The following is a 20568-nucleotide window of genomic DNA, read 5'->3' on the forward strand; positions in this document are numbered from 1 at the left end:
GGCTCACAGCGAGCCCTTGGTCGACGGGATCACGCCTGCGGAGCGCGGGTCCGGCGTCGTCGCCATGCGCAACGCGCGGCCAAAAGCCTTGAACATGGTTTCGGCTTGGTGGTGGGCGTTGTGGCCCTTCAGGTTGTCGATGTGGACCGTGGCCAGCGCGTGGTTGACGAAGCCCTGGAAGAACTCGAAGGTCAGCTGGGTGTCGAAGGCGCCGACGCTGCCGGCCGTGAACTTGCAGTCCATGTGCAGGCCCGGGCGGCCGGAGAGGTCGATGACGACCCGCGACAGGGCCTCGTCCAGCGGCACATAGCTGTGGCCGTAGCGCGTCAGGCCAGCCTTGTCGCCCACGGCCTTGGCGACGGCCAGGCCCAGCGTGATGCCGACGTCCTCGACGGTGTGGTGGCCGTCGATGTGCAGGTCACCCTCGCAATGGATGTCCAGGTCCATCAGGCCGTGGCGGGCGATCTGGTCCAGCATGTGGTCGAAGAAGCCGATGCCGGTCTGCAGCTTGGACTGGCCCGTGCCGTCCAGGTTGACGCGCACCGTGATGCGCGTCTCGCGGGTGTTGCGAGTGACTTCGGCGATGCGCGCGGTTGTGGAGGCGTTCAGTTCAGACATGCTTGAATCGCTTGGAGCAGCAGGGTGTTTTCGTCGGGCGTTCCGACCGTGATGCGCACACAGTTCGCTAGCAGCGGGTGCATGGCCGAGACGTTCTTGATCAGCACGCCCCGGGCCCTCAGCGCCGCGAAGGTGGCGGCGGCGTCCTGAACCCTGGCCAGGATCATATTGCCCTGGCTTGGCCAGGGTGTGACACCGGGCATGGCCTGCAAGGCGCTGAAGAGGCGCTCACGCTGCTGGCGCAGCTCGGCGGCCTGGGCGGCGTAGACCTCGGCATGCTCCAGCGCGAACAGCGCGGCCTCGGCGTTCAGCACGCTGACGTTGAAGGGCGGGCGTAGTTTCTCGATCTGCGCGACCAGCTCGGCCGAACCACAGAGATAGCCGATCCGCACGCCGGCCAGGCCGAACTTGCTCATGGTGCGCATCACCAGCACGTGCGGGTGGCGGGCCATCAGCGCCAGGCTGTCGGAGGATGCAAAGGGTTGGTAAGCCTCGTCCATGACGACCAGGCCAGGCGCCGCGGCGACGATGCGCTCGATGGCGGCGGCGTCCCAGAGGTTGCCGGTCGGGTTGTTGGGGTAGGAGAGGTAGATGAGTGCCGGCTGATGCTCCGCAATCGCGGCCAGCATGGCGGCCTCGTCCAACTCGAAGTCTCCAGCCTGCAGCGGCACGCCGACAAAACGCAGGTGCTGGTGCCGCGCCGACATCTCGTACATGACGAAGCTGGGCAGCGGCGACAGGATGACCGCACCAGGCTTGGACACGGCCAGCGTCAACAGGCTGATGAGTTCGTCCGAGCCATTGCCCAGCGTGATGCCGAAGGCCTCGGGCAGGCCGGCATGGACCTTCAGCGCCGCGGCCAGGTCGGCGGTGCGCTCGGCCGGGTAGCGGTTGATGGCAACGGCGCCGAGGCGCTCGCCCAACGCCAACTGCAGTTCGGTCGGCAGGCGGTAGGGGTTCTCCATGATGTCCAGCTTGACGAAGCCGGTGCTCGGCTGGACGACGTAAGCGTGGGCCGCGCGCACGTCGGGGCGGATCTGGGCGAGGGCGTGTGCGAGCGAATCGGTCATGGCGCAGTCACGATGGGGTTGAACACCTGCACGCTGTCGAAGACGGCTTCGTGCGGCAGGGCCAGGCTGAGCAGTCGAGTGCAGCCCTGCGCCTTGGCGCTGGCGACGACAAGGGCGTCGGCGAATGGCAGGCCGAAGCGGCTTTCCAGCGACCAGGCGGATTCGACAGTCGCCTGGTCCGTCGCCCACGGACGCCAGTGCTGGTAGCGGCGCACCTCGGCACGCGCATCGCCTTGCGGCATGGGCGGCGTGACCTGGCGCGTGGCCAGCAGGTAGAAGTCGTTCAGCACCTGCACCGACACCCGGCCGGTGCGGGTGGCCCACAGCTCGCGCAGCCAGGCCAGCACCTGCTCGCGCTCAGCGGGGCGGGCGCCGTCCTCGCTGAACAGCAGCACGGAGGTGTCGACGAAGACGGGATCCGCCATCAAAGCACCTGCCTGCCGGGATAGGGCTGCCCGTCGGAGGCCCAGGACCGCTCGCGGTGCAACCAGTCCTGCAACGCCCGCTCGTAGGCGTCGTCGTGGCGCATCTTCTCGCCCAGCAGTTCCCCCAGCAGGCGAGACACGCTGGTGTTGCGCCGCGCGGCTTCCAACCGGGCCCATTCGGCCACGGCGTCATCCATGGACACGGTGACGTTCTTCATGGCATCAAGCGTATCACACGAAGTTCGTGTTGCACGAACTTCGTGTCCAAATACCTCCCGCTTGAATCGATTGAGTTAGCCTTTGCATCCCGTTGTCACTCCACCATCAATGCCCATATCGCCCCTCGCCAAGAAGCCCCTGCAGGCCACCGTGGCCAAGCTCAAGCGCACCGGCCGCGCCCTCGGCAAGCTCAAGCCCCAGGTGGTCAACCCCGTCCAGGCCCTGCAGGACATCAAGGCCAGGCGCGTCGCGCGGCGCACAGCCTCGGGCCTGCAACTGGTGCTGGCCGACCGCATCGACTTCCTGAACCCCTTGCATTGGGATGCACTGGCGGCGCAGACCCTCTTCCTGTCGCGCGACTACCTGCGCGTGCTGGAGCAGCATGCACCGGACAACATCGAGCCGCGCTACGCCATGGCCTATGCCGATGGTGCGCCAGTCGCGGCGCTACTACTGCAGCGCGTGGCCGTCGGCGGCGCCCAGCTGCGCAAGCCCGGCAGCAAGAAGCTGATGGATGCACCCATGGCCGGGCTCAAGGAGCATCTGCTGGTCTGCGGCAACCTGCTCGTCTGGGGCGCGCGCGCCATGGCCCTGGCGCCGCATGCCGATGAGGGCCAGCTCTGGCATGGCGTCTGCGAAGCCATCTACCGGCTGCGCCGCGCCGACAAGCTCGACGGCCAGTCCGACCTGGCGCTGATCAAGGACCTCGGCATGGCCGCCCAGAACGTCTCACCGTCACTGCGCCTGCTGGGCTATCGCAGCGTCGACACCGAACCCGACATGGTGCTGACGCTGCGCCCCGAATGGCGCAGCTGGGACGACTACCTGGCCAGCATGACCTCGGGCTATCGCAGCGCGGCCAAGAAGCTGCTGAAGGACTGCGCCGCGGCCGGCCTGACGCTGCGCGAGGCCAGCGCCGAGGAGCTGCTGGCGCGGGCCGACGAGCTGCATGCTCTCTATGGCCAGGTCCACCAGGCCCAGGGCCTGCGGCTGGCAACGCTGACGCCAGGCTATCTGCCGGCCATGGCCGCCGCCCTGGGTGCGCGCTTCCGCTGCCGCGTGGCCGAGCATGCCGACGGGCGCTGGCTGGGCTTCGTCACCAGCGTGCACGACGGCGACACGACGCTGGGCTACTACATCGGCTACGACCGCGCGGCCAATGCCGAGGCACCGATCTACCTGACGCTGCTGCAGTCCACTGTGCAGGACGCGATCGCCTTCGGTTCGACGCGGCTGAGCCTGGGCCGCACGGCGCTGGAGCCCAAGGCCAAGATGGGCTGTAGACCTGAGCCGCTGAGCTGCGCGGTGCGCCACCGCGTGTCGGCGCTGAACTGGATCACCACCGCGCTGACCAAGACGGCCGAGCACGATGAGCCGCCGGAGCGCAGCCCGTTCAAGGCCGCGCCTGTCGACGCGGCCTAGCTTTCAGCTGTAGGTCACTTCAATCGAAGTTCGGCTGCGCGTGCATGGGCCTGCAGGCCTTCGCCGTGGGCCAGCTCGCTGGCGATGCGGCCGAGTGTCTGCGCGCCCTCGGCGCTGACTTCGATGAGGCTGCTGCGCTTCTGGAAGTCGTAGACGCCCAGCGGGGACGAGAAGCGCGCTGTGCCGGCCGTGGGCAGTACATGGTTGGGGCCGGCGCAATAGTCACCGAGCGACTCGCTCGTGTAGGCGCCCATGAAGATCGCGCCGGCGTGGCGCAGCAGCGGCTCCCAGCGCTGCGGCTCGGCGGCGCTGATCTCCAGATGCTCGGGCGCGATGCGGTTGCTGATCTCGCAGGCCTCTTCCATCGAGCGCGTCAGGATCAACGCGCCGCGGCCCGCCAGCGACGCGCGGATGACGGCCTCGCGCGGCATCTCCTCGACCAGGCGCTCCATGCTGGCGCTGACGGCATCCAGGAAGGCGGCGTCCGGGCTGAGCAGGATGCTCTGCGCCAGTTCGTCGTGCTCGGCCTGGCTGAACAGGTCCATCGCCACCCAGTCGGGCGGCGTCGTGCCGTCGGCAATGACGAGGATCTCGCTGGGGCCGGCAATCATGTCGATGCCGACCTGGCCAAACACATGCTTTTTGGCCGAAGCCACATACGCATTGCCCGGGCCGGTGATCTTGTCGACACGCGGGATGGTGGCCGTGCCGTAAGCCAGCGCCGCCACGGCTTGTGCGCCGCCAATGGTGAACACGCGATGCACGCCCGCCACCGCTGCGGCGGCCAGCACCAGCGGGTTGCGCACGCCGTCCGGCGTGGGCACGACCATGATGATCTCGCCGACGCCCGCGACCTGTGCGGGGATGGCGTTCATCAAGACACTGCTCGGATAGGCCGCTTTGCCACCCGGCACATAGATGCCCACGCGGTCCAGCGGCGTGACCTTCTGGCCGAGCAGGTTGCCGTCCTCGTCGCGGTAGCTCCAGCTGCGGCCGCAGGCTTCCAGCTGGCGCTCGTGGTAGGCCCGCACCCGCTTGGCTGCAGCCTGCAGGGCGGTGGCCTGGGCCGGCGTGATCGAGGCCAGCGCGGCCTGCAATTCGGCTTGCGTGATCTCCAGCGCGGCGACGTTGTCGGCCGTCACGCGGTCGAAGCGCGCGGTGTAATCCAGCACGGCAGCGTCACCACGCTCGCGCACATCGGCCAGGATCTCGGCGACGCGGCCTTCGATGGCGGCATCGTCCGCCGCCGACCAGTAGCGCAGGCGTTCGAACTCGGTATCGAAGTCGGGCGCGGCGGTGGAGAGTTGGCGAACGAGTTTCATGCAATGGCCGAGGCAAAGGCGTCGATCAGCGGACGCAGCGCGTCGCGCTTGAGCTTGAGCGCGGCCTGGTTGACGACGAGGCGGGACGAGATGTCCATGATCTGCTCCACCTCGACCAGCTTGTTCGCCCTCAGCGTGCCGCCGGTGGAGACCAGGTCGACGATGGCCTCGGCCAGGCCGGTCAGCGGCGCCAGCTCCATGGAGCCGTAGAGCTTGATGAGGTCGACGTGCACGCCCTTGTCGGCGAAATGCTGGCGGGCGATCTCGGTGTATTTGGTGGCCACGCGGATGCGCGAGCCCTGCTTGACGGCGGCGGCGTAGTCGAAGTCGGCGCGCGTCGCGACGCTCATGCGGCAGCGGGCGATCTTCAGGTCCAGCGGCTGGTAGAGACCATGCGAGCCGCCCTGGGCCAGGGCCTGCTCGTGCAGCACGTCGCGGCCGGCCACGCCGAGGTCGGCGCCGCCGTATTGCACATAGGTCGGCACGTCGCTGGCACGCACCAGCACCACGCGCACGCCGTCGCGGTTGGTCGGCAGGATGAGCTTGCGCGAGGTTTCGGGGTCTTCCAGCACCTCGATGCCGGCGGCGCGCAGCAGCGGCAGCGTCTCTTCGAAGATGCGGCCCTTGGAGAGCGCGAGGGTCAGGCCGCTCATTGGGCGCTCCACTCTTCGGGGCTGAGCGTCTTCATCGACAGCGCATGGATCTGCTCGCGCATGCGCTCGCCCAGGGCCGCGTAGACACGCTGGTGGCGCTTGATGCGGGAGAGGCCGTTGAACTCGTCCGACACGATGGTCGCGAAGAAGTGGCGGCCGTCGCCCTCGACTTCGAGATGCGCGCAGGGCAGGCCTGCGGCAATGAAATCGCGCACTTCTTGCGGGGTCGGGTCGGCCATCACGGGTCCTCGGTGGAAACCCGAGATTCTAGAGACGGCTTAGCTTCTGATCTTGTAGCCGCTCTTCAGCAGCGATAAAGCGAGGCCTGCCGTGACCGCGAAGCTGACCCCGACAACGCCCAGGCTGAGCCAAGGCGACACGTCGCTGACCCCGAAGAAGCCGCGGCGGAAGCCGTCGATCATGTAGAAGAAGGGGTTCAGGTGGCTGATGCCCTGCCAGAAACCGGGCAGCGAGTGCACTGAGTAGAAGACGCCCGACAGAAACGTCATCGGCATGATGATGAAGTTCTGAAAGGCGGCCAACTGGTCGAACTTCTCGGCCCACAGGCCGGCGATCAGGCCCAGCGTGCCCATCAGGCCGGCGCCCAGCACCGTGAACAGCAGCACCCACAGGATGTTGTCCAGGCCCGGCGGCGCAAACCAGGCGGTGACCAGCAGCACGCCCGCCCCCACTGCCAGCCCGCGCACGACGGCCGCGCCGACATAGGCGACGAACCAGGCCGACGGCGACAGCGGCGTCAGCAGCAGGAAGATGAGGTTGCCGGTGATCTTGCTCTGGATGAGGCTGGACGAGCTGTTGGCGAAGGCGTTCTGCAGCACGCTCATCATCACGAGACCGGGGATCAGGAACTGCGTGTAGCCGACGCTGTCGTAGACCTTCACATGGTCTTCCAGCGTGTGGCCGAAAACGAGCAGGTACATCACCGCCGTCAGCACCGGGGCGCAGACCGTCTGGAACGCAACCTTCCAGAAGCGCAGGACTTCCTTCTTGAAGAGGGTGGAAGCACCATTCATGCGTGCTCTCCCTGCATGATTTCAAGAAACACGTCTTCGAGATCGGCGCGACCGATCTCCAGGTCTTCGATGGGAACTCCCTGTCCGCGCAGCTCGGCCAGCGTCGTCTCGACCTCATGGGCGTCATGCGCCGTCACCTGCACGATGCGCCCCGTTACCCGCGCACGCGCCGCGATGTCAGGTGGCAGCGCGGCATCGGTCTTGAAAYGCAGCATCGTGGACGCCGTACCCGCCAACAGCTGCGAGGTGCGGTCCAGTGCCACGATGCGGCCGGCTTTCAGCATGCCAATGCGCTGGCACAGGGCTTCGGCTTCTTCGAGGTAATGCGTGGTCAGCAGCACCGTGTGGCCTTCCTTGTTGAGGCGGGCAATGAACTGCCACAGCGTCTGGCGCAGTTCCACGTCCACGCCGGCCGTGGGCTCGTCCAGCACGATGACGGGTGGGCGGTGCACCAGAGCCTGGGCGACCAGCACGCGGCGCTTCATGCCGCCCGACAGCTGGCGCATGTTGGCGTTGGCCTTGTCCGTCAGGCCCAGGTTGTGCAGCAATTCATCGATCCAGTCATCGTTGCCGTGCACGCCGAAATAGCCACTCTGGATGCGCAGCGACTCGCGCACGCTGAAAAAAGGGTCGAACACCAGTTCCTGCGGCACCACGCCCAGCGCCTTGCGGGCGGCGGCGTAGTCGTCCACCACGTCATGGCCCATGACGCGCACACGGCCTTCGGTGGCCTTGGCCAGGCCGGCCAGCACGCTGATCAGCGTCGTCTTGCCGGCACCGTTGGGGCCCAGCAGGCCGAAGAACTCACCGCAGTGGATGTCGAAACTGACGCCGTCCAACGCCTTCACCTGCCCTCCCCGGTATGTTTTCTTGACGTTCTCGAAGGAGATGGCGGGCGGGGAGGCTGAATTCGGCATGGGGCGCGATTCTAAAAGTCAGCCCTATTTCGGTGCCGATCACTGCCAGAATGACCCGATGACCTGTGCGCCCCCATGCTCATTGCATTCACTGTGCCCCGAGGGGGTGCGTCATCCGCTCTGGGCGGCCGCGCGCTCCTGACATGCCCACCCCCAAACGCCCCCGCCGCACCGCCGAGCGCATCCTGGAGGTCACGCTGGAGCTGTTCAACAGCTTTGGCGAGCCCAATGTGTCGACGACGCTGATCTCGGCGGAACTGAAGATCAGCCCGGGCAACCTCTACTACCACTACCCGGCCAAGGACGAACTGGTCAACGCGCTGTTTGGCCGCTATGAGGCGGAGCTGAACGAGCTGCTCGCCGCGGCCGACAACGTGCGCAATGTGGAGGACGCGTGGCTGTTCTTCCACATGCTCTTCGAGCTGATCTGGAAGCACCGCTTCCTGTACCGCGACCTGAACGACCTGCTGTTCAAGAACCGCCGCCTCGAAACCCATTTCCAGACCCTGCTTGCCGCCAAGGAGCAGGCGATGCGCCATGTGCTGTCGGGGCTGCACCTGGGCGGCGCGCTGAAGATGGACCTGCGCGAGGCGGCGCCGACGGCCAACGCGATGGTCGTGGTGGTGAGCTACTGGCTGAGCTACGAATACGTGCGCGACCCGCGCCATGCGCTGGAGCCCGATCGCGCCGGCGCAGCGCTGATGCGTGGCGCCTTCCACGCGCTCTCCCTGCTGCTACCCTACCTTGAGCCTGCGTCCAAGGAACACCTCTTCAAGCTCGCCGGCCAATACCAATCATCACAACCCTGATGGAGACAAAAGCGATGGCCAAGTGGACTGCCTTCCCCTACGACAACAGCGCCTTCGTCTACACGCCGGCCACGCTTAAGAAGCACTGGGCGCGGCTGCATGCCGGTGACGCCGAGCCCCTCCCCAAGGACGCCGCGGTGCTGCAGGCCTGGATTCATTTCCATGCCGGTGACTTCCAGGCCGCCTACGACGCGGGCCTCGCCGCCGGTGGCGCCGGCATCACGGTCGCCAACAAGGCCCAGGGCATCTACGCCAACTACCTCGAGAAGAAGGAGAAGGTGAAGCTGGAGATGTTCCTGGAGATCGCGGAGCGCGCCGAGGCGCAGCAGGGCGAGGAGCCCAAGAACCCGAACGCCTGGTACTGGCAGGCTTACGCGATCGGCCGCTACGGCCAGGGCATCAGCGTCGCCAAAGCGCTGGCGCAAGGCCTGGGCAGCAAGGTCAAGAACGCGTTGGAAACCACCATCGAACTCGCGCCCAAGCACGCTGACGCGCACATCGCGCTGGGCGCCTTCCACGCCGAAGTCATCGACAAGGTCGGCAAGCTGCTGGGCCGCACGCAAGGTGCAGACACGGCCACCGGCCTGAAGATGTTCGAGCAGGCCCTCAAGCTCAACCCGGCCAGTGCCATCGCCATGATCGAACGCGCCAACGGCCTCGTCATGCTGGAGGGCGACAAGCGCATGAAGGAGGCCGAGAAGCTGTACGCCGACGCGGCCGCCTGCGAGGCGATGGACGCGATGGAGTTGCTCGACATCGAGCTGGCCAAAGAGGAACTTGAGGAGTAATTCACGGTACCGATCGCAGATCGTGACGGAGTTCACGACCCGATCTCCCGTGCCTCCGGGGGTGCAAGTCAGCGCGTCGCGGCGTAAGCTTCGTCCCCACCAGCCACCCCCCACACGAGACCGCGCCATGAAGTTCCTGATCCCCRCTTTCGCTGCCGTCACCGTCTTTGCCGCCCAAGCCGGCAACAACGCCACGCCCGAGCAGGCCGAACTGCGCGCCGAGTGCGCCAAGAGCTACACCGACACCAGCAGCGTGGCAACGCCGGTCCCGTCCAATGAGTACCAGTTTGTCTACGCCAATGGCAAGTACAAGGGCGAAGCCAAGCCGGGCAAGCTGCTGGCCTGCACCGAGCAGCAGTACGCCGCCTACCTGGACAAGGCCGACCCGGCCAAGGTGATGGCCGCCTACCCGACGGCCGCCGGCCGCCCGACCGCCGCCAAGAAGAAGGCCGAGCCTTTCCGTCTGTGAAACGCCTGTGATTCGCCGCTGATCGTTTCGAATCGTCAGCCAACGAGGCGCCCTGCGGGGCGCCTTTTGTTTTTCCGGCGCGGCCGACCTAATGTTGAAAGTCACCGGACTTTCCAAGGAGCCACGCCGTGAAGATCCTCATCGCCACCCTGACCTGCCTGGCCGGCACCGTTGCCCTCGCAGATGACGCTGACGTGCACAAGGCCCGTTCCGAATTGCGCACCGGCTGCGCGCAAAGCTACGCCAGTTTCAGCGCCCATCACCCAGCCGGCAATGCGCCTGAGTACCGCGGCGACAAATACCCCGGCGACTCCCAGTACTACGGTGACGCCAAGCCCTGCACCGAGGAGCAGCTGGCGGCCTATCTCGACAAGGCCGACCCTGCCCTCGTCATGCGCGCCTACCCTTCCGCCGCCGGCCGCCCCAAGGCCAAGAAGCCGGCCACGGCGCCTTCCGCGCCCAAGGGCTGAGTCGATGCAAAGGCGCCTTCGGGCGCCTTTTGATTGGTGCAGTGCGGCGTGCATTTGCTTGCACTTAGGCGTAGCCTTGGGCTCACCTTGAGCAGCAAGGAGGTCCGCCATGAGAACCCTCGCAGTCACCATTGCGTCTCTGGTCACCGCGCTGCCGGCCTTCGCGGCCGACACACCGGCCAGCCACGCCCAGGCCGTGTTGCACGATGGTTGCGCCCAGGCCTATGCCAGCCACGTCGCCACCTACTACGCCGCCGGCGCGGTGGCGCCGACCTTCACCGGCGAACGCCCCAAGGGCGACCACCGGTACTACAACGACGCCAAGCCCTGCGACGAAGCGCAGTTCGCGTCCTATCTGGAAAAGGCCGACCCGGCCACGGTGACGATGGCCTATCCCACCGCCGCCGGCAAGGCCAAGTCCAAGAAGGCCAACGCCGTCACGACGGCGGCGGTGCCCAAGTCGAAGTGAGCCCAGCCGGAGCGCGCGCCTTGCGGGCCGAGCGCCGGGCCGCTCCCTAGCCGGCCCGCGTAAGGCGATGTGCTTGCTGGTCAATCCGGCAAGCATCGCCGTCACCTCGGGGGACCGGCCAAGGTATGTCCTTGGACGAGGGGCTCAGGCTTCCCAGGGCATCATCAGCGCCAGCATCAGCAGCTTCTCGAACTCCGGTGCRAAGTTGGCGATGATGGCCTCGGGGTCGGGGCACAGGCCGGTGTCGGTGATGAGGCCGAACTGCACGCGGCCGGCGTAGGTCAGGATGCTGACGCCCATGCCGATGTCGCCCGACTGCGGCACCCAGAACATCACCTTCTCCACCGTCGAGCCGCAGAACTTGAGCGCCTCGGCCGGGCCCGGCACATTGGTCATCACCGCCGTCGCCTTCTTGGCGAAGAGGTTGAGCATCGCGTGCTGCACGGGCTTGATCAGCAGGCCGGCGACAGACAGCAGGCCGAAGGCCATCACCGGCTGGAAGCTGCCCTTGAGCTCGCTCATGCGCGCGCGCACCGCGAACAGCCGCTCGATGGGGTTGGCGATGCCGATGGGCAGCACCAGCGGCACCAGGCCGAAGCGGTTGCCGAGTTGCCAGGCCTGCTCCAGCGGGCGCAGATTGACCGGCACCATGGCGCGGATCTCCTTGCCCGCCGGGTCGTCGCCCTTGTCCGCCAGGTAGCGGCCGATGGCGCCGGCCGCGCAGGCCAGCAGCACGTCGTTGATGGAAGCGCCCAAGGCCTTGCCCACCGCCTTGACCTCGTCCAGCGCCAGGCTGTCGTCCCAGGCCACGGTTTTCTTCGAACCGGGCTTGCCCTTGAGGCGGGTCGGCGAATCGTCGGGCATCAGCGCGAAGGCGGCCACGTCGGACACGGCCTGGTAGCCCATGCGGGCCATCTCCAGCGACGAATCCATCGGCGTGTCACCACGCATGGCCAGGTCCACGCCCTTGGCCACACCCTTGCCCGTCATGCCGATGGCCTTGACGGTCAGGTTGCTGATCGGGCGCAGGAAGGCGTCGAGCAGCCAGTCCGCCTCGCCGGGCTCCTCAACATCTTTTGCCGCGCGCTTGGGCGGCGCCTTGCCGCCATCGGTGATGGACAGCATGACGGCGATCAGCGCGATGCCGTCGGCAATGCAGTGGTGGATGCGGGCGATCAGCGCGCTCGTGCCGTCGCCCATGTCCTCGATGAGCTGGAACTGCCACAGCGGGTGAGCCGGGTCCAGCGCTTCGGAGCACAGCTCGGCGACACGCTCGCGCAACACCTCGTCACGGCTCTGGCCGCGCAGGGGCAGCGGCACCTCGGCGACGACGTGGCGGGCGATATCGAAATCCTTGTCGGCCACCCACTGGGCACCCAGCAAGGCGTCCTCGACGACCTTTTGCCGGAAGCGTGGGTACTGCAGCAGCCGTTCGGCCACGCGTTCGCGCAGCGCGGCCAGCGTGATGCCGGGGCGGATGGACCAGACCCCGACGATCATCATCAGGTTGGCCTCGGTGTCCATGCGCAGCCAGGCGGTATCCACCTTGGACATGCGTTCGCTGCTGGGGCCCATGCGTCTCCTCGGATTCGTTATTGGCCGGGCCTAAACTCGGCGGCCCGTCGGTCGATTGTCATGAGAATCGACGCCCCAATCAGCCTGGAGAACCCCCGTGAGCCTGAAAGACCAATTCGAAGCCGCTGTCGCCGACTCCAAGAACCTGGCCGAGCGGCCGGACAACATGACGCTGCTGAAGCTCTATGCGCTCTACAAGCAGGGCAGCGCCGGCGACGTCGACGGCAAGCGCCCCGGCTTCACCGACATGGTCGGTCGTGCCAAATGGGATGCTTGGAACGAGCTCAAGGGTACGAGCAACGATGACGCGATGCAGCAGTACATCGATCTCATCGAATCTTTGAAGTAAGCGGCTCAGCCGCCTCAAAAGAAACCGGCCGGGCCTTTGCTCAGGCCGGTTTCTTTTTGGCCGGCGCCTTTTTCTTGGCCCCGGCCGCCAGCAGCGCATCGAGTTCCTTCTCGATCTCGCCTTCGATCGTCTTCTTGAAGGCGCCGAGCAGGAAGCCGAGCTGGGCTACCAGGTCGAAGTGGTCGGCCGCCACGGTCAGCTCGCCCTTGACGCCGGAGCGCGTGAACTCCACGGTGTCGCCGTCGTCACCCTCATGCACCGTGCATTCCATGTCGAACTTCTCTTCGACCTGCTCGGCCCATTTCCAGGCAATCTCGCGGGCCTTCTTCAGGCCCAGGTCGTGGTCTCGGTGAATGCGGATCTCGGCCATCAGCGGCTCTCCGTTGTCTCGTGCACCCCACTCTAAGCGAGAAGGGCGGTGCCACTGCCGTGGGCGCATTTGCCTCCATACTTAGGCGCAGAAAAGCCTGGCGCAAAGCCAGCCGAAGCCCAGGGAGGATCCATGCGCCTTGTCGACCCCGACCCGCTCTGCCTCGACCCGCTCATGGAGGGGCTGACGCATTTCCGTGCGCCCGAGCCCGACCATGAACAGGCTGTCTACTGGTTCCGCGTCGCCGCCGACGCGGGCGACGCCGAGGGACTGGCCATGTTCGCGCTCTGCCAGCTTGAGGGCCTGGGCCTGCCGCGGGACCCGGTGCAGGCCCGTGAGCGCCTGGAGCGCGCCTCCAGCGAGGGCAGCCTGACTGCCAAATTCCATCTAGGCCGCATCCTCGTCGCCGGCTGGGGTGGCGACCCCGATGCACCGCGCGGCGTGGCGCTTTACACCGTCGCTGCATCCCAAGGCCACGCCGATGCCACGTTCAATCTGGCCGCCTGCCTGGAGTCAGGCTGGGGCTGCCAGCCCGACCGCCTGGCCGCCAAGGCCCTCTATATGCGCGCCCGCGCCATGGGCAGCCCGCTGAAGGCGCCAGGCCTGCGCATCCGCGAGCGCGAGCTGGAGGCGGTGCGCGAACTCGCGCGCCGCATGGAACACGGCAGCGAACTGGCGCGCGCCATCGAGGAGCGCCAGCACGAGATCATGCTGATTCACGAGCTCGCGCAGACTCCGGCACGCAAAGCCATGCTGAGCGCCAGGCAGCGCCGCCGGCTGCTGCACGTCGCCAGCGCCACGGCCATCATCGCGGGCCTCGCCGCGGCCCTGGCCGGCCTGTTCGGCTGGCGCAACAGCCACCCGCTGGCGCATGATTCCGGCCCCACCTCCATCGCATGAACATGCGCCGCAGCCAGCCGCTCAACACCACTTGATTGACGTCTTCGCGTAGGGGCCACACCTGCGACGAACTGTCCGTCGCCAGTCCGGTGCGTTGGCACACACCGCCTATTTAGCGATCAAGCGGCAGTTGCCCGCACCAACGGCTGCCTCGGATGCAGCCTCGCCATCGTCAGCGCATCCACGTAGACGCCATCACGCAGCGCATAGGCCCTGAGCCGCCCTTCGTGCTCGAAACCATGGCGCTCGTACAGCCGGATCGCGCGCTCGTTGTCCTGGTAGACCGTCAGCTCCACGCGCAGAACCTGCGCCCAGTTGTCGGCGTAGTCCAGCAGCGCAGTCATCAAGGCACCGCCAATGCCCTGCCCCTGCGCCGCGGCCGACACCGAGATGCCCAGCGCCATTGCGTGGCGGCGGCGCACTTGGGCGCCGACCGGGTGCAGGCCGGCGCTGCCGAGCAGCTTGCCGTCACGTTCGGCCAACAGGAACAGCTCGGGCGAGCCAGCGGCGGGTGGCGTGCTCAGGCGCTGTTGCCACAGTTCTGCATTGGCGTAGGGCAGCTGCAGCAGGCCAGGAAAGATGTCCGGCTCGGCCAGATGCTCGGCAATAGCAGCGGCATCACTGGCCCGGGCGCGTCGCAGGATCAGTGTCATAAGTCCCTCCCTCAAGGCTCTTCAATGTAGCCCGACGCTCCTCGCGCGCGAGCGGCTTCAGCCGTTCGACGGCCGCGTGAAACTTCACCCAGTCGCGCCCTTCGCGCTCGAACAGGCGCGTGAAGGCCGGCACCAGTTCGTCATAGGCAGAAAGGATCGCGAAGCTGGCGTTGTTGGCACGCTGGAACCAGGCTTCGTAGCCTGGCGCCTCCTTGGGGGCACGTTCGCGCAGCTCGGCCATGACGGCGGCTTTGGCTTCGGCACGCGACTCGGCCGGGCCGGCGTAAACCGCTTTGAGCTTCTCCCGCCCTTCGCGCGCCAGCGCCAGGAAGCGCGCCCGCCGCGCCCGCCCGGCCTCAAAGGCAGCCAGGGCCTCGGGCTTGGCCGCCAGCCATTCGCGGGCACCGAGCATCTCGACCGCGGTCGCATAGGCCTCGTTGAAGCCGGTGTCATCGCTGGTGTAGACGCGCTGGTGGGTCAGCTCGTGAAAGACCATGGCCGCCAGTTCGCCCTCGGGGTAGCGGATGAAGGTGTTCAGCAGCGGGTCGCCGCCGAACCAGCGGCTCCAGCCCAGCGTCGAATAGGCAGGAATGGGCTGCACCTGCACCTCCCAGCCCTCGGCCTTCAGCTCGTCGGCGTGGCGCTGCGCGGCATCGCGGTCGAACCAGCCCTGGTAGCCGGCGCAGCCCATGATGGGGTAGCACCAGGTCTTGAGCTGGAAGCCGAACTCGGGCGCGGCGACGATGTTCCAGACGACGGCTGGCCGCTTGAGGTCGGCATAGCGGCGGTAGCTGTTGTTGTCGGGCAGGGCCAGGCGCGCGGTGGCGAAGTCGCGCATCTGCTGCGTCAGCTTCAAGCGCTCGGCCAGCTCGGGCGGGGTGGCCGGGTCGGCCAGCCAGTCGCTGACCGGCCTGGCCGCGCGAACGATGCCCAGATGGCCGCCGGCGGCCTGGCCCCAATGGCCCACGGCGCCGCAGCCGCTCAGGGAGAGCGCGGCGACGGCAACGAGCAAGGCACGTGGAGAGATCAAGCGAGATCGCGGTGCAGGCGGAGCCGCGATTGTCACCACCCGCTTCGCCACGCAGGTAACTGTCAGCGCAGCACCACCGTGAGCACGGTGCCCGCGGGCACGCGCACGCCGCGGCGCTGGTAGCGCGTTGCGCCGGCCGGCACCTGATCGTCCAGGTAGGTGTGCCCGGTGCGGCCAAAGCGCGTCAGTCCGCTGATGGGCGCAGCCTTGCGGCTGGTGGCCTGCTGCGCGGTGTCGGTGCCCATCAGCCACAGCCCTTCCCACTGCACCTGCGGGAAACCATAGCCCCAGGGCGCATGGCGCTGCGGCATGCCGCCGAACACGCTGCTGCCCAGGCGCTCCCACTCGTCGGCCAGGCCCTCGCTGCCGGCGCGCCGCAGCAGCGTGTCCAGGCAGCTGTAGCTGCTGGCCGTCGCGCTGCAATCAGTCACCAACTGGCGCCACCAGCCGCTGCCGTAGCGGCGGTTCAAGAAGGCGGCCAGGCTGCCGCCGGCTCCATAGTTGGCGCTGTCGGCACCCTCCAGCCAGTCGATCATGGCCACGCTGCCACCAGAACGGAGGTAGCTGGGCAGCCTGAAGATGACGATCTTGTTGGCGCCCGGCGTGATGGTCTCGGCCAGCAGGTCTTCGGTGGCCATGGCAGCCGTCTCTTCCAGCCAGGCGTCGTGCAGCAGGCCGCGCTGGATCGTGCCCTGGTGATAGGTCACCATGTGCGTGAGCTCGTGCACCAGCGTGGACGCGTAGAAGGTCGGGTTGCTTGCCAGGCCCGTGCCGTTCACGAAGAAGGCCAGCGCTTCGTTGGAATTCGCGTAGCGGCTGTTGCGCCAGCGGTAGGAGTTGTTCAGCCCATAGAAGTAGCCGGTCGCGGAGGCGTCGGCGCCCATGTGGTCGGTGACGACAATGTTCACGTCCTGCAGCTGCGCCGCGCTTTCCTGGATCAGCCACGGCCGGTTGGTCACCTCGCTGCCGCCCCAGACGTCGCCGAGCATGGCGATGACACGCGCAAAGCCGCCCTGGTCGCCGCAGAAGCTGCGCTTCAGGGGCTCGATCTGGGCCGCTTCGACGGTGCGGGCCGTGGTCAGCGCCTGGTCGACCCAGAAGACGAGACGACGGCCGGTTCCGGTGCTGCAGGTGCTCAGCACGCTGGCCGTGAACGGCACGGGCTTGGCGGGATCGTCATAGAGATCGTTCCAGATGCGTGTGCTGCCGACCTCGGCGGCGGCGAGGGCGCGGCGGCGCGGCTCGATGGCGCTCTCCGGCAGGGGCCGAGCAGGCAGTTGCTGATCCTGCAGATCCTCCAGCGACTGTTGCTGCTGCAGGCCGAGCATGCGCGCGTGCAGGGCGTCGTGGTGGGATTCGTCGGCAGCTGATGCACTGGCAGCCTGAATTCGGGCGTTCGGTGCCGCGCCCAGGCTGACCACTGCAGCGCTGCCGCTCTTCGGTAGCTCGGTGGCATCGCTGGCCTGGCCGTTGCTGAATACCAGCGTCACGGACTGCCCAGGCTGCGCGTTGGCGATGTCCACGTCGACCAGTTGGGACGTGGCGCCGGCGTTGCGCAAACGCCAGACACCAACGCCGCTGCCGGCATAGCCCCCATCCGCAGCCACCGCACAGTGCAGGCCGCTGCAGCCTGGCAAGAGTGAGCCTGCAGCACGTGCCACTGGCGAAGGCTGTGCTTCGACCTGGACGGTGGTGCTGGCGCGCGCCGTCACGCCGGCACTGTTCTGCGCTACGGCCGTGGCGGTGAAGCTGCCCGCCTGGGCGAAACGGCGCTCCACGGTGAGGCCTTGGGCCGCTGCGCCGTCGCTGAACTCCCAGCGCCAGTTGACACCATTCTGCGTATCACCAGCGGTGAACTGCACGTACTCGCCGGCGTAGAGCTGGGTGGCCGAGGCGCTGAGGCGCACGACCGGGTCTGGCACGGCGGGCGCCGTTGGCGGCGTCGGCGTCGGTGTCGACACACCGCCACCGCCTCCACCGCCGCCGCAGGCGGCAAGCAGCATCAGTCCACAGGCAGCCGCCACATGGCGCAGCCCAGCCTTGAAGAGGCCCCCCATCGTTCTCCCTGTCCTTGTGTTCTCGGCACCGCATCCTCGTGCGTGGCGCCGGGCACGGATTGTGCCAACGCGTCCCGGCGCATCGCGCCGTTAGCCGCCCAGTTCAGACGTCAAAAATCACGTCAGGAAAGTTCAGGCAGCTTCAACCTGCACCAGGCAGTCGTAGAAAGCCGGGGCATTGCCCATATCCGTCAGGCGCTGGTGGGTGACCTCGTTGACATTGCTGCCCTGCACGCCGAGCTTGCGCCACCACACGCCCAGGCCGTTGACGACGCCGGGCCGCGCGCGCGTGCTGACCTTGAGCTTGGCCACATAGCGGCCACGGTCGTTGAAGGCGGCCACCAGGGCGCCATCGGCCAGGCCGCGCTCGACGGCATCGCCGAGGTGCATCTCGATGATGGGCTCGCCCTCGATGTCGCGCAGGCTCTTCACGTTGACAAAGCTGCTGTTCAGGAAGTTGCGCGCCGGCGGCGAAATCATGGCCAGTGGGTAGCGCGCGGCCAGTTCGGGCGAGCTTTGCGCGCTTTCGTAGTTGGGCACGTAGTCGGCGCCGGCGGCCTGCGCGCGACCGTTGGGGGTGCGGAAACCACCCTCGGCAAATGGCGCTTCGGGAATGGGCAGGGGCTGCCAGCCCTGCTCGCGCAGCAAACCCATGTCGATGTCTGACGTGAAGGCCTGCGCGGCCAGGTCCTCATCGCTGTCCTTGAAGCAGGGATCCGTCAGGCCCATCGCCGCGGCCAACTCGCGGAAGATCTGCGTGTTGGTCTTGGCTTCGCCCAGCGGCGCAACAGCCGGCTGGTTCATCAGCACATCGGTGTGGCCATACGAGGTGTGCACGTCCAGGTGCTCGAGCTGGGTCGTGGCCGGCAGCACATAGTCGGCCAGGTCGGCCGTGTCGGTCATGAAGTGCTCGAACACGACGGTGAACAGGTCCTCGCGCTGAAAGCCCTTCACCACCTTGGGCGACTCCGGCGCGACGGCGACGGGATTGCTGTTGTAGACAATCAGCGCCTCGATGGGCGGGGCGGCCTGCAGCAGCGCGTCGCCGATGGTGCTCATGTTGACCATGCGCGGTGTGCGCCCGGCGAGCAGGCCCGGGCGTTCCAGATCCGGGTTCTTGTACGGCGCGTTCCAGCCCGAGGCCGACAGCAGCACGCCACCGCTCTGGTGGCGCCAGGCGCCGGTCAGGCAGGGCAGCAGCGCGATCAGCCGCACGGCATTGCCGCCACCGCGCACACGCTGCAGGCCGTAGTTCATGCGGATGGCGGCGGGCTTGGTGGTCGCGTAATCGCAGGCCAGGTTTCGCACTTCATCGGGGCTGATGCCGCAGACCTCGGCGACGCGCTCGGGCGGCCAGTCCAGGGCCTTGCCGCGCAGTTCATCCCAGCCGTCGACGTGGTTGTCGATGTAGTCCTGGTCCAGCCAGCCGTTTTGGATCAGCTCATGCATCAGGCCCAGGGCCAGCGCACCGTCGGTGCCGGGCAGCACGGCGATGTGCTGGTGGCATTTGTCCGCCGTCTCTGTCTTGCGCGGATCGATGCAGATCAGCTTGGCGCCCTCGCGCTTGGCCTGGTTCGCATAGGTCCAGAAATGCAGGTTGGACGCAATGGAGTTGCTGCCCCAGATGATGATGAGCTTGGCGCCAGCGAAGTGGCGCGTGTGCATGCCCAGCTTGTGGCCATAGGTGGCTGCCAGGCCGGCGCCGCCGGCGGAAGCGCAGATGGTGCGGTCCAGCCGCGCAGCGCCGAGCGCGTTCCACAGCCGGCCGGCCATGGCCTCGCCCTGGATCAGGCCCATGGTGCCGGCGTAGCTGTAGGGCTGGATGCACTGCGGGTCCTTCACCGCCTGGAGCCGGGCGGCGATGTCGGCGATGGCTTCGGCCCAGCTCACCTGCACGAAGCGCGGCGCTTCGGTCTTCTTGCTGACCCTCTTCAGCGGGTGCAGCAGGCGCTCGGGGTGGTAGGTGCGCTCGGGGTAGCGCGACACCTTGGTACACAGCGCGCCGTGCGTGTTGGGGTGGTCGGCGCGGCCCTGCACCTTGATCACGCGTTCGTTTTCGACGGTGATCTGCATCGCGCAGGTGTCGGGGCAGTCGTGGGGGCAGGCGCCGAAGACGGTACGGGTGTGCATGTCGATCAGGCAATCGCAAATCAGGCTGAGCCGCGATTGTCGCAATCCGCACCGCCCCCTGCTCAAAGTTGGCTCATACCCCCATCGACAACGATCTCGCTGCCGACGATGAAGGCCGACTCAGGCGCGGCCAGGTGCAGCACCGTGGACGCAATCTCCTGCGGTGTGCCGAAGCGGCCCAGTGGCACCTGGCTCTGGATCTGCGCGGCGACCTGCGTCAGCGTGTCGGCGTCGAAGCCCAGCTTGCCGTACAGCGGCGTGGTCACCGGGCCCGGGCTGATGACGTTGACGCGCGCGCCCTGCGGCAGCAACTCGGCCGACAGCGTCTTGGCCATCGAGATCAGCGCGGCCTTGCTGGCGGCGTAGATGGCCGAGTTGGGCATGCCGATATGGGCATTGATGGAGCCGTTCAGCACGATGGACGCGCCGCGGGCCAGCACCGGGCGCAGCGCCTGGATCAGGAAGAAGGCGCCCTTGGCATTGGTGTTGAACGTGCGGTCCCACAGGTCTTCGCTGGCATCGGCCAGGGATGCGAACTCGGCGATGCCGGCGTTGACGAACACGGCATCCAGCTGACGGCCGGCGGCGGCGAGGTGGGCACCCAGCGCGCGGGCGCCGAGCACGTCAGACGCATCCAGCGCCACCAGCTCGAAGCCTTCGGTCTCGTGCTGCTTGCCCGGGCGGGCGGTGACGATGACGTGGGCGCCTTCGGCCTTGAAGGCGCGGGCGGCGGCCAGGCCGATGCCGGAGGTGCCGCCGGTGACGAGGACGGTCTTGTTGGTGAAGCGTGAAGACATGATGGTTTCCTTTGGGTCTGCG

24 protein-coding genes are annotated in these 20568 nt (G+C 67.4%); 8 read left to right on the plus strand and 16 right to left on the minus strand.

All coding sequences use genetic code 11. The features are described from left to right. Positions 1-3: 3 nt before the first annotated feature. Genes hisB through ACXJKJ_RS12850 form a run of 4 tightly spaced genes read right to left on the minus strand, consistent with a single transcriptional unit; the run spans position 4 to position 2331 of the window. On the minus strand, positions 4-618 hold the full coding sequence (gene hisB, locus ACXJKJ_RS12835; protein ID WP_056193714.1) for an imidazoleglycerol-phosphate dehydratase HisB: 615 nt from the start codon (positions 616-618) through the stop codon (positions 4-6). Further along, the gene (hisC, locus tag ACXJKJ_RS12840; protein ID WP_457390366.1) at positions 606-1688 is read right to left on the minus strand and encodes a histidinol-phosphate transaminase; all 1083 of its coding nucleotides are present in this window, start codon (positions 1686-1688) and stop codon (positions 606-608) included. The genes hisB and hisC overlap by 13 nt, the downstream gene beginning before the upstream one ends. Continuing rightward, complete coding sequence (locus ACXJKJ_RS12845; RefSeq protein ID WP_457351738.1) at positions 1685-2113, minus strand: PIN domain-containing protein; 429 nt, start codon at positions 2111-2113, stop codon at positions 1685-1687. Before ACXJKJ_RS12845 ends, hisC begins: the two co-directional genes overlap by 4 nt. Further along, positions 2113-2331, minus strand: coding sequence for a hypothetical protein (locus ACXJKJ_RS12850; protein WP_056193705.1), 219 nt, complete (start codon positions 2329-2331; stop codon positions 2113-2115). Before ACXJKJ_RS12850 ends, ACXJKJ_RS12845 begins: the two co-directional genes overlap by 1 nt. A 109-nt stretch (positions 2332-2440) precedes the next feature. On the opposite strand from ACXJKJ_RS12850, the gene ACXJKJ_RS12855 reads away from it, so the two are divergent. Beyond that, the gene (locus ACXJKJ_RS12855; protein ID WP_457390367.1) at positions 2441-3754 is read left to right on the plus strand and encodes a GNAT family N-acetyltransferase; all 1314 of its coding nucleotides are present in this window, start codon (positions 2441-2443) and stop codon (positions 3752-3754) included. A 14-nt stretch (positions 3755-3768) separates the two neighbouring features. Here ACXJKJ_RS12855 and hisD read toward each other — a convergent pair whose 3' ends face one another. From hisD to ACXJKJ_RS12880, 5 genes are read right to left on the minus strand one after another with little or no spacing between them, the layout of a single operon-like run. After that, positions 3769-5076: a histidinol dehydrogenase gene (gene hisD / locus ACXJKJ_RS12860; RefSeq protein WP_457390368.1), complete on the minus strand. Its 1308-nt coding sequence runs from the start codon at positions 5074-5076 to the stop codon at positions 3769-3771. Next, positions 5073-5729, minus strand: coding sequence for an ATP phosphoribosyltransferase (gene hisG / locus ACXJKJ_RS12865; protein ID WP_457390369.1), 657 nt, complete (start codon positions 5727-5729; stop codon positions 5073-5075). Before hisG ends, hisD begins: the two co-directional genes overlap by 4 nt. Next, complete coding sequence (locus tag ACXJKJ_RS12870) at positions 5726-5968, minus strand: BolA family protein (RefSeq protein WP_056193694.1); 243 nt, start codon at positions 5966-5968, stop codon at positions 5726-5728. The genes hisG and ACXJKJ_RS12870 overlap by 4 nt, the downstream gene beginning before the upstream one ends. 39 nt (positions 5969-6007) lie before the next feature. Beyond that, entirely contained in the window at positions 6008-6763 is a 756-nt protein-coding gene (locus ACXJKJ_RS12875) for an ABC transporter permease (protein WP_457323447.1), read from the minus strand. Beyond that, positions 6760-7680 carry an ABC transporter ATP-binding protein gene (locus ACXJKJ_RS12880; protein WP_457390370.1) on the minus strand — a complete coding sequence of 307 codons (921 nt, stop codon included), beginning with the start codon at positions 7678-7680 and terminating at the stop codon, positions 6760-6762. Before ACXJKJ_RS12880 ends, ACXJKJ_RS12875 begins: the two co-directional genes overlap by 4 nt. 143 nt (positions 7681-7823) lie before the next feature. On the opposite strand from ACXJKJ_RS12880, the gene ACXJKJ_RS12885 reads away from it, so the two are divergent. The 5 genes from ACXJKJ_RS12885 to ACXJKJ_RS12905 all read left to right on the plus strand — a co-directional run bounded on the left by ACXJKJ_RS12885 (position 7824) and on the right by ACXJKJ_RS12905 (position 10685). Further along, positions 7824-8489, plus strand: coding sequence for a TetR/AcrR family transcriptional regulator (locus tag ACXJKJ_RS12885; protein WP_056193685.1), 666 nt, complete (start codon positions 7824-7826; stop codon positions 8487-8489). Positions 8490-8503: 14 nt separating this feature from the next. Then, positions 8504-9277: a hypothetical protein gene (locus tag ACXJKJ_RS12890; protein ID WP_457390371.1), complete on the plus strand. Its 774-nt coding sequence runs from the start codon at positions 8504-8506 to the stop codon at positions 9275-9277. A gap of 127 nt (positions 9278-9404) precedes the next feature. Next, positions 9405-9746, plus strand: coding sequence for a hypothetical protein (locus ACXJKJ_RS12895; RefSeq protein ID WP_457390372.1), 342 nt, complete (start codon positions 9405-9407; stop codon positions 9744-9746). A 128-nt stretch (positions 9747-9874) separates the two neighbouring features. Then, on the plus strand, positions 9875-10216 hold the full coding sequence (locus tag ACXJKJ_RS12900; RefSeq protein ID WP_056193679.1) for a hypothetical protein: 342 nt from the start codon (positions 9875-9877) through the stop codon (positions 10214-10216). A 109-nt stretch (positions 10217-10325) separates the two neighbouring features. Beyond that, positions 10326-10685: a hypothetical protein gene (locus ACXJKJ_RS12905; protein ID WP_056193676.1), complete on the plus strand. Its 360-nt coding sequence runs from the start codon at positions 10326-10328 to the stop codon at positions 10683-10685. A 144-nt stretch (positions 10686-10829) separates the two neighbouring features. Here the strand turns inward: ACXJKJ_RS12905 and ACXJKJ_RS12910 are convergent, their stop codons facing one another. Further along, entirely contained in the window at positions 10830-12260 is a 1431-nt protein-coding gene (locus ACXJKJ_RS12910) for a wax ester/triacylglycerol synthase family O-acyltransferase (protein ID WP_457390373.1), read from the minus strand. A gap of 97 nt (positions 12261-12357) precedes the next feature. Between ACXJKJ_RS12910 and ACXJKJ_RS12915 the strand changes: the two genes are divergently transcribed. Beyond that, a complete protein-coding gene (locus ACXJKJ_RS12915; protein ID WP_057300694.1) occupies positions 12358-12609 on the plus strand; it encodes an acyl-CoA-binding protein in 252 nt (83 codons plus the stop codon). Positions 12610-12649: 40 nt separating this feature from the next. Here ACXJKJ_RS12915 and ACXJKJ_RS12920 read toward each other — a convergent pair whose 3' ends face one another. Further along, entirely contained in the window at positions 12650-12979 is a 330-nt protein-coding gene (locus ACXJKJ_RS12920; protein WP_457390374.1) for a polyhydroxyalkanoic acid system family protein, read from the minus strand. Positions 12980-13111: 132 nt separating this feature from the next. Between ACXJKJ_RS12920 and ACXJKJ_RS12925 the strand changes: the two genes are divergently transcribed. Beyond that, the gene (locus ACXJKJ_RS12925; protein WP_457390375.1) at positions 13112-13879 is read left to right on the plus strand and encodes a tetratricopeptide repeat protein; all 768 of its coding nucleotides are present in this window, start codon (positions 13112-13114) and stop codon (positions 13877-13879) included. Between the two features lie 119 nt (positions 13880-13998). Here the strand turns inward: ACXJKJ_RS12925 and ACXJKJ_RS12930 are convergent, their stop codons facing one another. The 5 genes from ACXJKJ_RS12930 to ACXJKJ_RS12950 all read right to left on the minus strand — a co-directional run bounded on the left by ACXJKJ_RS12930 (position 13999) and on the right by ACXJKJ_RS12950 (position 20546). After that, complete coding sequence (locus ACXJKJ_RS12930; protein ID WP_457390376.1) at positions 13999-14532, minus strand: GNAT family N-acetyltransferase; 534 nt, start codon at positions 14530-14532, stop codon at positions 13999-14001. Beyond that, positions 14498-15562: an aminopeptidase gene (locus tag ACXJKJ_RS12935; protein WP_457390377.1), complete on the minus strand. Its 1065-nt coding sequence runs from the start codon at positions 15560-15562 to the stop codon at positions 14498-14500. The genes ACXJKJ_RS12930 and ACXJKJ_RS12935 overlap by 35 nt, the downstream gene beginning before the upstream one ends. Before the next feature lie 62 nt (positions 15563-15624). Next, on the minus strand, positions 15625-17619 hold the full coding sequence (locus tag ACXJKJ_RS12940; protein WP_457390378.1) for a M30 family zinc metallopeptidase: 1995 nt from the start codon (positions 17617-17619) through the stop codon (positions 15625-15627). Between the two features lie 132 nt (positions 17620-17751). After that, on the minus strand, positions 17752-19749 hold the full coding sequence (locus ACXJKJ_RS12945) for a molybdopterin-containing oxidoreductase family protein (protein ID WP_457390379.1): 1998 nt from the start codon (positions 19747-19749) through the stop codon (positions 17752-17754). Positions 19750-19811: 62 nt separating this feature from the next. Continuing rightward, on the minus strand, positions 19812-20546 hold the full coding sequence (locus ACXJKJ_RS12950) for an SDR family oxidoreductase (protein WP_457323358.1): 735 nt from the start codon (positions 20544-20546) through the stop codon (positions 19812-19814). Positions 20547-20568 lie beyond the last annotated feature (22 nt).

The sequence above is a fragment of the Roseateles sp. P5_E1 genome (assembly GCF_054049335.1).

Bases quoted from the DNA above. Each gene is read 5' to 3' on its own strand.
- hisB (WP_056193714.1), bottom strand. From the start codon at position 618: ATGTCTGAACTGAACGCCTCCACAACCGCGCGCATCGCCGAAGTCACT.
- hisC (WP_457390366.1), bottom strand. From the start codon at position 1,688: ATGACCGATTCGCTCGCACACGCCCTCGCCCAGATCCGCCCCGACGTG.
- ACXJKJ_RS12845 (WP_457351738.1), bottom strand. From the start codon at position 2,113: ATGGCGGATCCCGTCTTCGTCGACACCTCCGTGCTGCTGTTCAGCGAG.
- ACXJKJ_RS12850 (WP_056193705.1), bottom strand. From the start codon at position 2,331: ATGAAGAACGTCACCGTGTCCATGGATGACGCCGTGGCCGAATGGGCC.
- ACXJKJ_RS12855 (WP_457390367.1), top strand. From the start codon at position 2,441: ATGCCCATATCGCCCCTCGCCAAGAAGCCCCTGCAGGCCACCGTGGCC.
- hisD (WP_457390368.1), bottom strand. From the start codon at position 5,076: ATGAAACTCGTTCGCCAACTCTCCACCGCCGCGCCCGACTTCGATACC.
- hisG (WP_457390369.1), bottom strand. From the start codon at position 5,729: ATGAGCGGCCTGACCCTCGCGCTCTCCAAGGGCCGCATCTTCGAAGAG.
- ACXJKJ_RS12870 (WP_056193694.1), bottom strand. From the start codon at position 5,968: ATGGCCGACCCGACCCCGCAAGAAGTGCGCGATTTCATTGCCGCAGGC.
- ACXJKJ_RS12875 (WP_457323447.1), bottom strand. From the start codon at position 6,763: ATGAATGGTGCTTCCACCCTCTTCAAGAAGGAAGTCCTGCGCTTCTGG.
- ACXJKJ_RS12885 (WP_056193685.1), top strand. From the start codon at position 7,824: ATGCCCACCCCCAAACGCCCCCGCCGCACCGCCGAGCGCATCCTGGAG.
- ACXJKJ_RS12890 (WP_457390371.1), top strand. From the start codon at position 8,504: ATGGCCAAGTGGACTGCCTTCCCCTACGACAACAGCGCCTTCGTCTAC.
- ACXJKJ_RS12905 (WP_056193676.1), top strand. From the start codon at position 10,326: ATGAGAACCCTCGCAGTCACCATTGCGTCTCTGGTCACCGCGCTGCCG.
- ACXJKJ_RS12920 (WP_457390374.1), bottom strand. From the start codon at position 12,979: ATGGCCGAGATCCGCATTCACCGAGACCACGACCTGGGCCTGAAGAAG.
- ACXJKJ_RS12925 (WP_457390375.1), top strand. From the start codon at position 13,112: ATGCGCCTTGTCGACCCCGACCCGCTCTGCCTCGACCCGCTCATGGAG.
- ACXJKJ_RS12930 (WP_457390376.1), bottom strand. From the start codon at position 14,532: ATGACACTGATCCTGCGACGCGCCCGGGCCAGTGATGCCGCTGCTATT.
- ACXJKJ_RS12940 (WP_457390378.1), bottom strand. From the start codon at position 17,619: ATGGGGGGCCTCTTCAAGGCTGGGCTGCGCCATGTGGCGGCTGCCTGT.
- ACXJKJ_RS12945 (WP_457390379.1), bottom strand. From the start codon at position 19,749: ATGCACACCCGTACCGTCTTCGGCGCCTGCCCCCACGACTGCCCCGAC.
- ACXJKJ_RS12950 (WP_457323358.1), bottom strand. From the start codon at position 20,546: ATGTCTTCACGCTTCACCAACAAGACCGTCCTCGTCACCGGCGGCACC.